The 14946-nt window shown below is 69.6% G+C and carries 14 protein-coding genes; 12 read left to right on the forward strand and 2 right to left on the reverse strand.

The window, feature by feature from the left end; translation table 11 throughout:
* Positions 1–108: 108 nt before the first annotated feature.
* Positions 109–1272, forward strand: coding sequence for a uroporphyrinogen-III synthase (locus ABZ848_RS32900; RefSeq protein ID WP_360837828.1), 1164 nt, complete (start codon positions 109–111; stop codon positions 1270–1272).
* Positions 1273–1327: 55 nt separating this feature from the next.
* Here the strand turns inward: ABZ848_RS32900 and ABZ848_RS32905 are convergent, their stop codons facing one another.
* Complete coding sequence (locus ABZ848_RS32905; protein ID WP_360837830.1) at positions 1328–1882, reverse strand: anthrone oxygenase family protein; 555 nt, start codon at positions 1880–1882, stop codon at positions 1328–1330.
* 179 nt (positions 1883–2061) lie between these two features.
* Between ABZ848_RS32905 and ABZ848_RS32910 the strand changes: the two genes are divergently transcribed.
* From ABZ848_RS32910 to ABZ848_RS32935, 6 genes are all read left to right on the forward strand, one after another.
* Positions 2062–2661 (forward strand): ABATE domain-containing protein, encoded by a 600-nt coding sequence (locus ABZ848_RS32910; protein WP_360837831.1) that lies wholly within the window; start codon positions 2062–2064, stop codon positions 2659–2661.
* A 329-nt stretch (positions 2662–2990) separates the two neighbouring features.
* Positions 2991–3512, forward strand: a complete 522-nt coding sequence (locus ABZ848_RS32915; RefSeq protein WP_010039908.1) for a sigma-70 family RNA polymerase sigma factor — start codon at positions 2991–2993, stop codon at positions 3510–3512.
* Between the two features lie 47 nt (positions 3513–3559).
* The gene (locus ABZ848_RS32920) at positions 3560–4330 is read left to right on the forward strand and encodes a zf-HC2 domain-containing protein (protein WP_360837833.1); all 771 of its coding nucleotides are present in this window, start codon (positions 3560–3562) and stop codon (positions 4328–4330) included.
* A gap of 69 nt (positions 4331–4399) precedes the next feature.
* Positions 4400–6793 (forward strand): UvrD-helicase domain-containing protein, encoded by a 2394-nt coding sequence (locus ABZ848_RS32925; protein ID WP_360837834.1) that lies wholly within the window; start codon positions 4400–4402, stop codon positions 6791–6793.
* Between the two features lie 297 nt (positions 6794–7090).
* Positions 7091–8503: an NAD-dependent malic enzyme gene (locus ABZ848_RS32930; protein ID WP_360837835.1), complete on the forward strand. Its 1413-nt coding sequence runs from the start codon at positions 7091–7093 to the stop codon at positions 8501–8503.
* Between the two features lie 285 nt (positions 8504–8788).
* Positions 8789–9070, forward strand: coding sequence for an HU family DNA-binding protein (locus tag ABZ848_RS32935; protein WP_007382399.1), 282 nt, complete (start codon positions 8789–8791; stop codon positions 9068–9070).
* A 153-nt stretch (positions 9071–9223) separates the two neighbouring features.
* Here the strand turns inward: ABZ848_RS32935 and murA are convergent, their stop codons facing one another.
* Positions 9224–10570: a UDP-N-acetylglucosamine 1-carboxyvinyltransferase gene (gene murA / locus ABZ848_RS32940; RefSeq protein WP_360837837.1), complete on the reverse strand. Its 1347-nt coding sequence runs from the start codon at positions 10568–10570 to the stop codon at positions 9224–9226.
* 253 nt (positions 10571–10823) lie between these two features.
* On the opposite strand from murA, the gene ABZ848_RS32945 reads away from it, so the two are divergent.
* The 5 genes from ABZ848_RS32945 to ABZ848_RS32965 all read left to right on the forward strand — a co-directional run bounded on the left by ABZ848_RS32945 (position 10824) and on the right by ABZ848_RS32965 (position 14941).
* Positions 10824–11396 carry a YqgE/AlgH family protein gene (locus tag ABZ848_RS32945; protein WP_360837839.1) on the forward strand — a complete coding sequence of 191 codons (573 nt, stop codon included), beginning with the start codon at positions 10824–10826 and terminating at the stop codon, positions 11394–11396.
* Between the two features lie 29 nt (positions 11397–11425).
* Positions 11426–11710: a DUF3039 domain-containing protein gene (locus tag ABZ848_RS32950; protein WP_360837840.1), complete on the forward strand. Its 285-nt coding sequence runs from the start codon at positions 11426–11428 to the stop codon at positions 11708–11710.
* Between the two features lie 225 nt (positions 11711–11935).
* Positions 11936–13231, forward strand: a complete 1296-nt coding sequence (locus ABZ848_RS32955; protein ID WP_360837842.1) for an extracellular solute-binding protein — start codon at positions 11936–11938, stop codon at positions 13229–13231.
* Between the two features lie 4 nt (positions 13232–13235).
* Entirely contained in the window at positions 13236–14123 is an 888-nt protein-coding gene (locus tag ABZ848_RS32960; RefSeq protein WP_360837844.1) for a sugar ABC transporter permease, read from the forward strand.
* A complete protein-coding gene (locus ABZ848_RS32965; protein ID WP_360837846.1) occupies positions 14120–14941 on the forward strand; it encodes a carbohydrate ABC transporter permease in 822 nt (273 codons plus the stop codon). The genes ABZ848_RS32960 and ABZ848_RS32965 overlap by 4 nt, the downstream gene beginning before the upstream one ends.
* The last annotated feature ends 5 nt before the right edge of the window (positions 14942–14946 follow it).

Consider the following 14946-nt stretch of genomic DNA (forward strand, 5'->3'; position numbering starts at 1 on the left):
TCGAGCCGAACCGAGCCTGTCACGGAGCGTTGACAGGCTCGATCGGCATGCAGGCAGTACCGCCGTACTGCAGGTACCAGGTACGACGACTCTTCCGGGACGAGAGCCATGTACGACGAACAGCAGCAGCAACCGGACCCCGGCCGGCACGGGCCCCTCGCCGGATTCACGGTCGGGGTGACCGCCGCCCGCCGGGCCGACGAACTGGGCGCACTGCTGCAGCGACGGGGAGCCGCCGTCCTGCACGCACCCGCCCTGCGGATCGTGCCGCTCGCCGACGACAGCGAGCTGCTGGCGGCGACGAAGGACCTGATCGACCAGGCGCCGGACGTGGTGGTGGCCACCACCGCCATCGGTTTCCGCGGATGGGTCGAGGCCGCCGAGGGCTGGGGGCTCGGCGAGGCGCTGCTGGACCGGCTGCGGGGGGTCGAGCTGCTCGCCCGCGGTCCCAAGGTCAAGGGCGCGATACGGGCCGCCGGGCTGACCGAGGAGTGGTCGCCGTCCAGCGAGTCCATGGCCGAGGTGCTGGACCGGCTCCTGGAGGAGGGCGTTGACGGTCGCCGGGTCGCCGTACAGCTGCACGGTGAACCGCTGCCGGGGTTCGTGGAGTCGCTGCGGGCCGCCGGGGCCGAGGTGGTCGGCGTACCGGTGTACCGGTGGATGCCGCCGGAGGACATCGGGCCGGTGGACCGGCTGCTGGACGCCGCGGTGTCGCGGGGGCTGGACGCGCTGACCTTCACCAGCGCGCCGGCCGCGGCGTCGCTGCTCAACCGCGCCGAGGAGCGCGGGCTGCTGCCCGAGCTGCTCGCCGCGCTCCACCACGACGTGCTGCCCGCGTGTGTCGGGCCGGTGACCGCGCTGCCCCTGCAGGCGCACGGGGTCGACACGGTGCAGCCGGAGCGGTTCCGGCTCGGGCCGCTGGTGCAGCTGCTGTGCCAGGAGCTGCCGGGGCGGGCCCGCGCGCTGCCCATCGCCGGGCACCGGGTGGAGATCCGCGGCCATGCGGTCCTCGTCGACGGCGACCTCAAACCCGTACCGCCCGCCGGAATGTCGCTGCTGCGCGCGCTGTCGCGGCGGCCGGGCTGGGTGGTGGCCCGGGCCGAGCTGCTGCGGGCCCTGCCGGGGGCCGGGCGCGACGAGCACGCGGTGGAGACCGCGATGGCCCGGCTGCGTACGGCACTGGGTGCGCCGAAGCTGATCCAGACGGTGGTCAAGCGGGGTTACCGGCTGGCGCTCGACCCTGCCGCCGATGCGAAGTACGCGGACGTGTAGGGGGCTGGGGGCTGCCGCCCCCAGCCCCCCGCTTTCGGCCTGAACGGCCTCGTCCTCAGACGCCGGACCGGCTGAAAGACACGGCCCGGCGCTGAAACGCACCGTAAAGAACCAGCGCCCGCGCCAAACACCCCAGCGCCACCGTCGACGTCACCGCCCGCACCCCGTTCCAAGCCACCCACGCATCCTCGAAGTGCTCCCGCGCCGCCGTTGGATCGGTCGCGTTCGCCAGGTCGTCGTTGAGCGGGATGTTGAAGGCGACCGTCGCCAGGAAGCCCAGCCCGTACGCCGCCACGGCCGCCCACACCCACCACCGGTACGGCTGCCCCCGCAGCTGCCACGCCGAGACGGCCGTCAGCAGCAGCGCGCCCATGAAGCTCAGGAAGAACACCGGGTTCTGGATCACGTCGTTGATGTTCCGCATCACCTCGACGTAGACCCGGTCGTCGCTGCGGGCCAGCGCGGGCATGATCGCGCAGGCGAAGATGTAGAAGACCCCGGCTATCAGGCCCATGGCGACCGTGGCCGCGCCCAGTACGAGTCCCGTGCCCCGGTCGGCGAGTCCCCTGCCGCTGCCGGTGATTCCCGTGCTCCTGCTGTTGGTTGTCATGCCTTCAAGTCAACGGACCACACCCCGCCCCGGACATCGCCGAGAAGCGCGCCCGCATAAGCCGTCGTCCAGCAGCCGCCGCCGGTCCGAGGGGTTCCGGCCGCGCGCACGGGCGGGCACTGTAAGAGGAACGGTTTTCCAGCCCCCAGGCGTTTCCAGCCCCAGGCGGTGACAGGCACATGGCACTGGGTACGGCCACGGTCGCGTACGAGCTGCGGTTCGACGCGGGACGGATCTGTCTCGACCTCCTCGCGACCACTCATCCCGAGGAACGGTTCGACTCCGTCGAGGTGCTGGGCGCGTGGATCGTGGGCGCGGGACTGGTCCCGTCCGGCACCCCGCTCACCCACGTCGATCCGTCCTGGCTGGTCTCCTTCCGCGAACTGCGCGGATATATCGGCCAGTTGGTACGGAGCGGGTTGGTGCCGACCCCGCCCCGGCCGTCGTACGACATCGCGCTCGCGCGGGTGAACGAGCTCGCCCGGGTCGCCCCGCCGGCCCCGCGTGCCGTGCGTGGCGAGGACGGGGCGCTGGTGCGGGAGTTGGTCGGTCCGCCGGGGTGCGAGGAGCTGCTCGGGGCCATCGCGCGGGACGCCGTGGAACTGCTCACCGACCCCGTCGCGAGAGCGGGTCTGCGGCAGTGCGAGGGCGACAACTGCCCGATCGTTTATGTGGATTCGTCCCGGGGACGCAGGAGGCGCTGGTGCTCCAGTGAGGTCTGTGGGAACCGCGAAAGGGTGGCCCGGCACCGTCGTCGGGCGGCACTCGCCCGCGTCTGACTGTCCGGTATGTCGCTTCTGTGGGGTCAGGGGTTGCCTGTTGTCGGAGTGATTTCGGCAACATCCAGTTTGCCGTTGTCGCGCCCCGGTCAGCTGGCGCGATCTTGCCGATGTGGCGGAAATGTAAAGATCGCGCGGTGGGAATGTGCTCTCATGTCCCTCTCATCACGTCACTCCGAAGAAAACTGTCGTCGCACTTTGAACATGACGGGCGCCACATCCGTACCTGTCCACGAGCGACCGACTGGGGGAACCCCCGGACATCGGAGGTGGGCGTGCGCAAGGATTCCGTCGTGGCCAATGAACGTGGATCGAGGGCCCGACATCGCATGTCCCAGCCCTCGGAACCTGATGAGGAGCTGATGCGTGCTCTGTATCGAGAGCACGCCGGACCGCTCCTTGCGTACGTACTCCGGCTGGTCGCCGGAGACCGACAGCGTGCCGAGGACGTGGTCCAGGAAACGCTCATCCGTGCCTGGAAGAACGCCGGTCAGCTCAATCGAGCGACCGGATCGGTACGCCCCTGGCTGGTGACGGTCGCTCGGCGCATCGTCATCGACGGCCACCGCAGCCGGCAGGCCCGGCCGCAGGAGGTCGATCCGTCGCCGCTGGAGGTCATCCCCGCGGAGGACGAGATCGACAAGGCGCTGTGGTTGATGACGCTGTCGGACGCGCTGGACGACCTGACCCCGGCCCACCGGGAGGTGCTCGTCGAGACGTATTTCAAGGGGCGTACCGTCAATGAGGCGGCCGAGACGCTGGGCATTCCCAGTGGCACGGTGCGGTCTCGGGTGTTCTATGCCCTGCGGTCGATGAAGCTGGCACTGGAGGAGCGGGGGGTGACGGCGTGATGAGTGTTTACGGGGGAAACCAGGGATTCGGCACAGGTGGGTCGGGTATGTCTGGACCCATGATGGGATCACCGGGGCCGAGCGAGCACGAGACGGTCGGTGCCTACGCCCTCGGCATCCTGGACGACGCCGAGGCGACCGCCTTCGAAGCACACCTCGCCACCTGCGAGTGGTGCGCCCAGCAGCTGGACGAGCTGGCGGGCATGGAGCCGATGCTGGCCGCCCTCGCGGACCTGCCGGGCTCCGGTACACCCGCGATCGGCGAGTCGCTGTCCGCCAAGCCCAGCCCACGGCTGGCGGAGAAGCTGGTCGACGAGGTCGCCGAGAAGCGGAAGGTCCGCAGCCGGCGCAACTTCTTCGCCCTCGCCGCCTCCGTCGCGCTCATCGCCGGCGGCCCGCTCGCCGTCTGGGCGGCGACCAGCGGTGACGACAGCGGCGGCAGCACCATGGCGATGGGGCCCGCCCAGCAGGCCTTCAACGTCATGACCGACAAGACGTCGGCGACCGACCCGTCGACCCATGTCAGCGCGACCGTCGCCATCGAGAAGAAGGACTGGGGCACGCACGCCGTACTCCAGCTGAAGAACGTCAAGGGCCCGCTCAAGTGCTCCCTCATCGCCGTCGGCAAGAACGGCGAGCGCGAGACGGTGACCTCTTGGTCCGTCCCGAACTGGGGTTACGGCATCCCGAGCGGCAAGACGGAAGAGGCCAGGGAACCTCTCTACGTGCACGGCGGCGCGGCCTTCACCCCGAACGAGATCGACCACTTCGAGGTCATGACGTTCAACGGGAAGAAGCTCGTACAGGTCGACGCGTAGCTTTCGTAGCTATACCGGGTCCCCTTCGCGTACGGTTGACGGCTGCCCAGCACGTCAGAAGGGGGCCCGGTGGCCGCTCAGGCTCAACAGGAAACCGCGGTCGGCTCGGATCACGACTCAGTGCGCGACCGAGAGATCAGCGTCGAGCAGGAACATCTGGACCGGGTCTACCGGCGCCTCGAGGAGAAGATCCACGAGGCGGAGTTCCTGATGAACGACGCGGCCAAGCGCGGCCAGGTCGGCACACCCGGCGCCCTCGCCGAGCGGGACGCCCAGGTCTTCCGGGCCGGCATCCATCTCAACCGGCTCAACAACGAGTTCGAGGACTTCCTCTTCGGCCGTATCGACCTGCTCCTCGGCAAGGACGGCAAGAAGGGCCCCGACGGCGCCTACACCGCCGTTGAACCCGCCGAAGGGGCCGTCCGGGAGGACGGCACGGCGGACATCGCCGAGACCCTCCACATCGGCCGCATCGGCGTCCTGGACAGCGAGTACGCCCCCCTGGTCATCGACTGGCGGGCCCCCGCCGCGGCCCCCTTCTACAGGTCCACTCCGGTGGATCCCGGGCGTGTCGTACGACGCCGGGTGATCCGCTCCAAGGGGCGCCGGGTCCTCGGCGTCGAGGACGACCTGATGCGCCCCGAGCTCAAGGCCTTCCTCGACGGCGACGAGCTGGCCGTCATCGGCGACGGCGCCCTGATGGCCGCGCTCGGCCAGGCCCGCAGCCACACCATGCGGGACATCGTCGCCTCCATCCAGGCCGAGCAGGACCTGGTCATCCGGGCCCCCGCCGCCTCCGTGACGTACGTCGAGGGCGGCCCCGGCACCGGCAAGACGGCCGTCGCCCTGCACCGCGCCGCCTACCTCCTGTACCAGGACCGCCGCCGCTACTCCGGCGGCATCCTGATCGTCTCCCCGACCCCCCTCCTCGTCGCCTACACCGAGGGCGTGCTCCCCTCCCTCGGCGAGGAGGGCCAGGTCGCCATCCGCGCGATCGGCTCGCTGGTCGACGGCGCGGAGGCCACGCTGTACGACTCCCCGTCGACGGCCCGCGCGAAGGGCTCGTACCGGATGCTGCGCGTCCTGCGGAAGGCGGCGCGGGGAGCCCTTGAGCTGGGACCGTCCGGCGGCACGGGCCCGAGCGCGTCGGGCCGTGTCAACGGCTCGGGCCAGCTCGCCTTCGGCGACGACGACGAGTCCGTTACGACCCCTGCCGCCCCGCCCACCCGCCTCCGCGTCGTCGCCTTCGGGCGCCGCCTGGAGCTGGAGTCGGCCGAGCTGGCGCGCATCCGGCAGGGCGCCCTCGGCGGCACCGCGCCCGTCAACCTGCTGCGCCCCCGTGCCCGCAAGCTGCTCCTGGACGCCCTGTGGGCGCAGTCCGGGGCCGCCACCCGGCACACCGACCCGGAGCTGGCCGCCGAGCTGCGCTCCTCCTTCGACGAGGACATCACCTCCGAGGACTCCTTCATCGCGTTCCTCGACGCCTGGTGGCCCGAGCTGACGCCGAGGGCCGTGCTCGCCGCGATGGCCGACGAGCGGCGCCTGGGCCGCTGGGCCCGCCGGATCCTGAATCCCGGCGAGGTCCGCCGGGTCGCCCGCTCGCTCAAGCGGGACGGCCTCTCCGTGCACGACATCGCCATGCTCGACGAGCTCCAGTCGATCCTCGGCACCCCGGCCCGCCCGCGGAAGAGGCGCGAGCTGGACCCGCTCGACCAGCTCACCGGCCTGGAGGAGCTGATGCCGGTGCGCGAGGAGTCGCAGCGCGAGCGCGCCGAGCGGCTCGCCCAGGAGCGCACCGAGTACGCCCACGTCATCGTCGACGAGGCCCAGGACCTCACGCCGATGCAGTGGCGCATGGTCGGCCGCCGCGGCCGGCACGCCACCTGGACGGTCGTCGGCGACCCGGCCCAGTCCTCCTGGTCCGACCCCGACGAGGCGGCCGAGGCCCGCGACGAGGCCCTCGGCACCCGCCCCCGCCGCCGCTTCGAACTCACCGTCAACTACCGCAACCCGGCCGAGATCGCCGAACTCGCCGCCAAGGTCCTGGCCCTCGCCATGCCCGGCTCCAAGGCCCCGTCGGCCGTACGGTCGACGGGCGTCGAGCCGCGCTTCTCCGTCGTACAGAAGTCGCTGGGAGAGACCGTCCGCGCCGAGGCCGCCCGGCTGCTCGACCTCGTCGACGGCACCGTCGGCGTCGTCGTCGCCATGCAGCGGCGCGAGGAGGCCGCGCGGTGGCTCGCCGGGCTCGGCGACCGGGTGGTGGCGCTCGGCAGCCTGGAGGCGAAGGGCCTGGAGTACGACGCCACGGTCGTCGTCTCGCCCGCGGAGATCGCGGACGAGTCCCCGGCCGGCCTGCGCGTGCTGTACGTCGCCCTGACCCGGGCCACGCAGCAGCTGACGGTCGTGTCGGCGGACCGGGACCAGCCGGACGGCAGCGGCGTACCGGATCTGCTGCGGGATTAGAAGCGGATGTCCGATGAAGTAGCGGTACGGGAATGGCCTTACGGGATCTGTTTGTTAGCCTTGACGTGACACCGGCCCGATCCAAGCCCCCGGGCCCAACCTTCGTCGCTACGAGCGACCACTTGCCGCGAGGCGAGCATGGCGGGCCGGTGTCACCTTCTCCTCTCCACCGCGAACTCCGCTGTCGACCCCGCCGTGAACAAAACGTTCGCAATCCTGCGCGACTAACGCCTACTCGTCGGTAGGTGCGACCATCGGACGGCATACCAGCGTCAAAGGTGAAAGAGGAAGTCGGCCATGGCAACGGCGCCCAGCGTCTCCTACTCGATGACGGTCCGGCTGGAGGTGCCCACGAGCGGAACCGCCGTCTCGCAGCTCACCACCGCCGTGGAGTCCTCCGGAGGCTCGGTGACCGGCCTCGACGTCACCGCTTCCGGTCACGAGAAGCTCCGGATCGACGTCACCATCGCGGCCACCTCCACCGGGCACGCGGACGAGATCGTCGAGAAGCTGCGCGGCATCGAGGGCGTCACCCTCGGCAAGGTCTCCGACCGTACGTTCCTGATGCACCTCGGCGGCAAGATCGAGATGCAGTCCAAGCACCCCATCCGCAACCGTGACGACCTGTCCATGGTCTACACGCCGGGTGTGGCCCGCGTCTGCATGGCGATCGCCGAGAACCCCGAGGACGCCCGCCGCCTCACCATCAAGCGCAACTCCGTTGCGGTCGTGACGGACGGCTCCGCCGTGCTGGGCCTCGGCAACATCGGCCCCAAGGCCGCGCTGCCCGTGATGGAGGGCAAGGCGGCCCTCTTCAAGCGGTTCGCCGGCATCGACGCCTGGCCGCTGTGCCTGGACACCCAGGACACCGACGCGATCGTCGAGATCGTCAAGGCGATCGCCCCGGGCTTCGCCGGCATCAACCTGGAAGACATCTCCGCCCCGCGCTGCTTCGAGATCGAGGCCCGCCTGCGCGAGGCCCTCGACATCCCCGTCTTCCACGACGACCAACACGGCACCGCGATCGTCGTCCTCGCCGCCCTGAAGAACGCACTTCGCGTCACCGGCAAGGCAATTGAGAACATCCGGGTCGTCATGTCAGGCGCCGGCGCGGCCGGTACGGCCATCCTCAAGCTGCTGCTCGCCGCCGGCGTGAAGAACGCCGTCGTCGCCGACATCCACGGCGTCGTGCACGCCGGCCGCGAGGACCTGGTGGGCGCCGCGGCCGACTCGCCGCTGCGCTGGATCGCCGACAACACCAACCCCGAGGGCCTCACCGGCACGCTCAAGGAAGCCGTTCGCGGAGCGGACGTCTTCATCGGCGTCTCCGCCCCGAACGTCCTGGACGGCACCGACGTGGCGGCCATGGCGGACGGTGCGATCGTGTTCGCGCTCGCGAACCCGGACCCCGAGGTGGACCCGGCGATCGCCCGCCAGACGGCCGCCGTCGTGGCGACGGGCCGCTCCGACTTCCCGAACCAGATCAACAACGTGCTGGTCTTCCCGGGCGTCTTCCGCGGCCTGCTGGACGCCCAGTCCCGCACCGTCAACACGGACATGATGCTGGCCGCCGCGAGCGCCCTCGCGGAGGTCGTCACCGAGGACGAGCTGAACCCGAACTACATCATCCCGAGCGTCTTCAACGACAAGGTCGCGGGCGCGGTGGCGGGTGCGGTGCGGGATGCCGCGAAGGCGGTTGCCGCGTCCTAGGGTGATGTGCGTAGGCTGTGAGGATCACCACGGCAAGGCCTTGCATCGGCGCGTCGTGGAACCCGGCTCTCCTGGTCGGCGTTTATCGTGTCGGCCAGGCTCGGGACCTCTCTTCGTGTGACACCCAAGGGTGTTCTCACGACTCCAGCGGGTGCCGGATTGGCTTTCCCGCAGCAGGTAGGGGCAGGATGCGTCCCTGGGCGCGAGCGCATCGGCTTCGCTGTGCCTCGCGCGACTCCGCCGCGTGGCACACCCCAACGGCAAGAAGAACACGGGAGTAACGACATGAACCGCAGTGAGCTGGTGGCCGCGCTGGCCGACCGCGCCGAGGTGACCCGCAAGGACGCCGACGCCGTTCTGGCCGCGTTCGCCGAGACCGTCGGCGAGATCGTCGCCAAGGGCGACGAGAAGGTCACCATCCCCGGCTTCCTGACCTTCGAGCGCACCCACCGTGCCGCTCGCACCGCGCGCAACCCGCAGACCGGCGACCCGATCCAGATCCCGGCCGGCTACAGCGTCAAGGTTTCGGCGGGCTCCAAGCTCAAGGAAGCGGCCAAGGGCAAGTAAGCCGCCTGTTCGCCGTGATGGCTCGGCGCCGTGGGCGACTGCGGGCCCGCCGTGGCTGGTCGCGCAGTTCCCCGCGCCCCTTCAGGGCGCTGCAGTAACGCCGATGGGGCGGTCACCCGAGTCCGGGTGACCGCCCCATCGGCGTGCTGACTCCTAGCCGAGTGCCTTGCCCGGCAACTCCACCTTGGCCCCGAGCTCCACCAGCTTCTCCATGAAGTTCTCGTAGCCGCGGTTGATGAGGTCGATGCCGTGGACGCGGGACGTGCCCTGGGCCGCCAGGGCGGCGATCAGGTACGAGAAGCCGCCTCGGAGGTCGGGGATGACCAGGTCGGCGCCCTGGAGCTTGGTGGGGCCCGAGACGACCGCCGAGTGCAGGAAGTTGCGCTGGCCGAAGCGGCAGTCGGAGCCGCCCAGGCACTCGCGGTACAGCTGGATGTGAGCACCCATCTGGTTCAGCGCGGAGGTGAAGCCGAGCCGGGACTCGTACACCGTCTCGTGGATGATCGAGAGGCCGGTCGCCTGGGTCAGGGCGACGACGAGCGGCTGCTGCCAGTCCGTCTGGAAGCCCGGGTGCACGTCCGTTTCGAGCGCGATCGACTTCAACTGCCCGCCGGGGTGCCAGAACCGGATGCCCTGGTCGTCGATCTCGAACGCCCCGCCCACCTTCCGGTAGGTGTTCAGGAACGTCATCATCGACCGCTGCTGCGCCCCACGGACGTAGATGTTGCCCTCGGTCGCCAGCGCGGCGGACGCCCAGGAGGCGGCCTCCAGGCGGTCCGGCAGGGCACGGTGGTTGTAGCCGCCGAGCTTGTCCACACCGGTGACGCGGATGGTGCGGTCGGTGTCCATCGCGATGATGGCGCCCATCTTCTGCAGGACGCAGATCAGGTCCTCGATCTCCGGCTCCACGGCCGCGTTCGAGAGTTCCGTGACGCCCTCGGCGAGCACCGCCGTCAGCAGCACCTGCTCGGTCGCGCCCACGGACGGGTACGGCAGCCGGATCTTCGTACCGCGCAGCCGCTGCGGGGCCTCCAGGTACTGGCCGTCCGCCCGCTTCTCGATCCGCGCGCCGAACTGCCGCAGCACCTCGAAGTGGAAGTCGATCGGCCGGCCGCCGATGTCGCAGCCGCCGAGACCGGGGATGAAGGCGTGCCCGAGCCGGTGCAGCAGCGGACCGCAGAAGAGGATCGGGATGCGGCTCGAACCCGCGTGGGCATCGATGTCGGCGACGTTCGCGCTCTCGACGTGCGACGGGTCCATCACCAGCTCGCCCGGCTCCTCGCCCGGACGGACCGTCACCCCGTGCAGCTGCAGCAGGCCGCGTACGACGCGCACGTCACGGATGTCCGGAACGTTACGCAGTCGACTCGGCGAGCTGCCCAGCAGGGCGGCGACCATGGCCTTCGGTACGAGGTTCTTCGCACCGCGGACACGGATCTCGCCCTCGAGCGGGGTTCCGCCGTGGACAAGCAGTACATCGTCAGAGCCGTTGACGGTCATGTATCTCGCGTTCCGATGAGTGGGGCAGGGCCAGAAGGGAAAGGGTAATCGCCGCCCACCCCCCTTCTGTAAGCCCAGGGACGGCCCAGCTACGTCATAGCTGTGTCACAACACGAACCGTTCCCTATCGGGCACATGGGGTCACCGGCGTCCCCCGTGCGCCCGGCATGCTTCTTTCCGCCCTGAGCTGCAATCACCCCCCTTACCCCGATTGCCTCCCCGCGCCCGGGGAAGATGCGGGATCATGTCTGGCATGACCGAGGTGTCCTCGCTCACAGGGCGGTTGCTCGTGGCAACGCCCGCCCTGGCGGACCCGAACTTCGACCGCGCGGTGGTGCTCCTTCTCGACCACGACGAGGAGGGCTCGCTCGGTGTGGTCCTCAACCGGCCCACGCCGGTGGACGTCGGCGACATCCTGGAGGGCTGGGCCGACCTGACCGGCGAGCCCGGCGTCGTCTTCCAGGGCGGCCCGGTCTCGCTGGACTCGGCCCTCGGCGTCGCCGTCATCCCGGGCGGGTCCACCGTGGACGGCGCCCCGCTGGGCTGGCGCCGGGTGCACGGCGCGATCGGGCTGGTCGACCTGGAGGCCCCGCCGGAGCTGCTCGCCTCGGCCCTCGGCTCCTTGAGAATCTTCGCCGGGTACGCGGGCTGGGGCCCCGGTCAGCTGGAGGACGAACTGACCGAGGGCGCCTGGTACGTCGTGGAGTCCGAGCCCGGCGACGTCTCGTCCCCAGCCCCGGAACGCCTGTGGCGCGAGGTGCTGCGCCGCCAGCGCAACGAGCTCGCGATGGTGGCCACGTACCCGGACGACCCTTCGCTCAACTGATGCGTGTGAGCTTCAGTACCCTTGGCGTCATGAGCACTCTCGAGCCCGAGCGCGGGACTGGTACGGGGACCCTCGTAGAGCCGACGCCACAGGTGTCCCACGGTGACGGCGACCACGAGCGCTTCGCCCACTACGTCCAGAAGGACAAGATCATGGCGAGCGCCCTCGACGGCACCCCCGTCGTGGCGCTCTGCGGCAAGGTGTGGGTGCCCGGCCGCGATCCGAAGAAGTACCCGGTGTGCCCCATGTGCAAGGAGATCTACGACTCCATGGGCGCCGGCGGCGACAACGGCAAGGGCGGCGACAAGAAGTAGCCCGCCCGCTTCTTCACACCTGAGGTCCGCGAGGCCCCCGGGCGCGCGATTTGGCGCGCCTCGGGGGCCTTTGTGCTGTCTGTCGTTGCACGGAGTGCGTCACTCGGTCACGAATTGGTCGAGACCTCTTGTCGGCATGTTCATGTAGTCCCTAGCCTCCGTTGTGTTGTGCAGAGCGAAACCGTCATTGCATATGTTGCAACGAACGCTCGGAGGCCCCCCGCCATGAAGTTCACCTCCCGACTGGCCGCGCTGCTCGCCGCGGCCGCGGTCGTCACTGCCTGCGCCCCCCAGACCTCCTCCAACTCCTCCTCCGAGAAGGACGACAAGAGCGGCACCCTGCGCGTCTGGCTCTTCCAGGAGGTCGGCAACGACCCCAAGGCCAAGGTCGTCGACTCGGTAGTCGCCGCATTTGAGAAGGTTCACAAAGACACCCGGGTCGACCTCGAGTACATCCCGATCGACACCCGCGCCCAGCGCGTCAAGGCCGCCTTCAACGACCCCAAGTCCGCGCCCGACGTCATGGAGTTCGGCAACACCGACACGGCCGGCTATGTGAAGGACGGCGGACTCCTCGACGTCACCAAGGAGTTCGGCGCCTGGAACGAGTCCAAGGACACCGACCCGACGGCGAAGACGTCCGTCACGGTCGACGGCAAGCTGTACGGCTCCCCGTTCTACGTCGGTGTCCGCGCCCTGTACTACCGCACCGACGTCTTCAAGGACCTCGGCCTCCAGCCCCCGAAGACCATGGACGAGTTGGCGACCACGGCCCGCAAGATCCGCGCAGCCAGGCCCGACCTGTACGGCCTGGTCGTCGGCGGCGCCTACACGTACGGCGCGATGCCCTTCGTCTGGGCCAACGGCGGGGAACTCGCCACCGGCAAGGGCGGCGACTACGCCTCCGCGATCGACAGCGCGGCCGCCCAGAAGGGCATCAAGGCCTACACCTCCCTCTTCACCGACGACAACTGTCCCGCCGCCAAGTGCGCGGGCATGGGCGGCAACGACACGATCACCGCGTTCGCCGCGGGCAAGGCCGGGATGGCGATCGGCGGCGACTTCAGCCACACCGCCGTCGAGGCCGGGAAGGTGAAGGGCGAGTACGCCGTCGTACCGCTGCCGGGTGTGACCTCGGGCTCGATCGCGCCGGCCTTCGCGGGCGGCAACAACATCGGTGTCCTCAAGAGCACTTCGCACCGCACGCTCGCCGTGGACCTGATGGAGCAGCTGACGTCGAAGAAGACGCAGACGGAGATGTTCGACGCGATGGGCTTCCTGCCGACGTTCGCGGACGTACGGCAGCAGGTGGCCGCGAAGAGCCCGTACGTGAAGCCCTTCGCGCAGACCCTGGCGGCCGGCACCAAGTTCGTACCGGCGTCCCCGGCCTGGTCCCAGATCGACTCCCAGCTGGTGCTGCCGACGATGCTGCAGGAGATCATCGCCGGGAAGAAGAGCGTGGCGGCGGCTTCGGAAGAGGCGGCGAAGAAGATGAACTCGGCCTTCAGCTCCGTGGGTTGAGCCGGTGAACCTCCGTACCGACCTCCGCTGGACCCCCTGGCTCTACCTCGCCCCCGCCCTGGTCATCCTCGGCGGCCTGCTCGTCTACCCGATCTACCAGCTCGGCCTCATCTCCCTCTTCCACTACACCCAGGCCCAGGTCAGCGGCGGCGAACCCACCCGCTTCGAGGGATTCGGGAACTACTCGGCGCTCTTCTCCGACGGCGAGTTCTGGTCGGTGCTGCTGGCCACCGTGCTGTTCGCGGCGGCCTGCGTCGCCTCCACCCTCGCCGTCGGCTGCGCGCTCGCCGTGCTGCTCACGCGTGTGCGTGCCGTACCGCGGCTGGCGCTGATGCTGGCCGCGCTCGGCGCCTGGGCCACCCCGGCCGTCACCGGCTCGACCGTCTGGCTCTTCCTCTTCGACCCCGACTTCGGCCCGGTCAACCGCATCCTCGGCCTCGGCGACCACTCATGGACGTACGGCCGCTTCAGCGCGTTCTTCCTCGTCCTGCTCGAAGTGGTCTGGTGCTCCTTCCCGTTCGTGATGGTCACGGTGTACGCCGGGATCCGCGCCGTACCGGCCGAGGTGCTGGAGGCCGCCGCGCTCGACGGCGCCTCGCAGTGGCGGATCTGGCGCTCCGTGCTCGCGCCGATGCTGCGGCCGATCCTGACCGTCGTCACCATCCAGTCGGTGATCTGGGACTTCAAGGTCTTCACGCAGATCTACGTCATGACGGGCGGCGGCGGCATCGCCAACCAGAACCTCGTCCTGAACGTCTACGCCTACCAGCAGGCGTTCGCGTCCTCGGAGTACAGCCTCGGCGCGGCGATCGGCATCGTGATGCTGCTGATCCTGCTCGCCGTGACGCTCGTGTATCTGCGGCTGCTGCGCAGGCAGGGGGAGGAGCTGTGAGCCGTTCCAGGTGGCTGCCCGACGCGGCGGCACTCCTCGTCGCCGTGGTCGTCGCCTTCCCCCTCTACTGGATGGTGCTGAGCGCCTTCAGACCGGCCGGGGAGATCGAGTCGAGCGAACCGCGGCCGTGGACGACCGCGCCTTCTCTGGATTCCTTCCGGCGCGTGTTCGGGCAGCAGGATTTTGGTCGGTATTTCGTCAACAGCGTTGTGGTGGCGGGCAGTGTCGTGATCGTCTCGGCGCTCGTCGCGTTTCTCGCCGCGACCGCCGTGACGCGATTCCGCTTCCGCTTCCGGACCACCCTGCTGATCATGTTTCTGGTGGCCCAGATGGTGCCCGTGGAGGCGCTCACGATCCCCTTGTTCTTCCAGATGCGGGACTTCGGTCTGCTGAACACGCTGGGGTCGCTGATCCTGCCGCACATCGCCTTCTCGCTGCCGTTCGCGATCTGGATGCTTCGGGGGTTCGTGAAAGCGGTTCCGGAGGCGCTGGAGGAGGCCGCGTACATCGACGGGGCGAGCCGGGCGCGCTTTCTGTGGCAGATCCTTTTCCCGCTCGTCCTCCCCGGGCTGGTGGCCACGAGCGTGTTTTCCTTCATCTCGGCGTGGAACGACTTCCTGTTCGCCAAGTCCTTCATCATCAGCGACACCTCGCAGTCCACGCTGCCGATGGCGCTGCTGGTCTTCTTCAAGCCGGACGACCCGGACTGGGGCGGCGTGATGGCGGCGTCCACGGTGATGACGATTCCGGTACTGGTGTTCTTCGTACTCGTACAGCGACGGCTGGTCTCCGGGCTGGGCGGAGCGGTAAAGGACTGACGTGA

It is taken from the genome of Streptomyces sp. NPDC047081 (assembly GCF_040643775.1).
Classification (GTDB): Bacteria; Actinomycetota; Actinomycetes; order Streptomycetales; family Streptomycetaceae; genus Streptomyces.